The sequence below is a fragment of the Pseudomonas sp. KB_15 genome (assembly GCF_052114525.1).
Taxonomy (GTDB): Bacteria; Pseudomonadota; Gammaproteobacteria; order Pseudomonadales; family Pseudomonadaceae; genus Aquipseudomonas.
This window is the reverse complement of record NZ_JBFREX010000126.1, coordinates 1-587: the sequence shown is the minus strand read 5'-3', so window position 1 is coordinate 587 and position 587 is coordinate 1. Positions and strand designations below refer to the sequence as shown.

Genomic DNA, 587 nt, shown 5'->3' with positions numbered 1-587 from the left:
CCTCCTATGTGATGCGTCCCGATGGCAGTGGCAAGCCCTTGACCGCCGGTGATGTCAAACAGCGCTTTGCCAACATCACTCGGGGCAGTGATCTGATTCTGGTGGGAACGCCGCAACAAGTGGCCGAACGGATCGAAGAGCACGCCCGTATTTCCGGCACCAGCGGCTACATGCTCAACCCGCTGATCAGCCCGGGCAGCCTTGAGGACTTCGTTGAGCTGGTTGTTCCTGAACTGCAGAAACGTGGCTTGTATCGTACCCGGCCACAGAGCGGTACTTTCCGTTCGCGGTTACGGGACGATGGCGCTAACCATTTACCGGATTCGGCTTACGGCGCCTCATTCCGCTTTGATCAAGGTTTTTAGGACGGGACAGTTTCAGCCGCAACACCCTTTGTAGCAGCTGCCGAGCCCGCGAGGCGGCGTTCGGCTGCGAAGCAGTCGTAAAACCAGTCATTGCGGTACGTCAGGCAGGCCGCGTCAGCTGGACTCACGRCTGCCATGCAGCCGAACGCMGCCTCGCAGGCTCGGCAGCTGCTACAGATCGCATTACCGCTTGACTGATACGCTCATTGACCGACCACTGAC

At 59.3% G+C, this 587-nt stretch carries 1 pseudogene; it reads left to right on the top strand.

From position 1 onward, the window contains the following. Nucleotides 1–365 (top strand): annotated as a pseudogene (locus AB4Z35_RS30020) (LLM class flavin-dependent oxidoreductase); the annotation flags it as partial. Nucleotides 366–587: the final 222 nt, after the last annotated feature.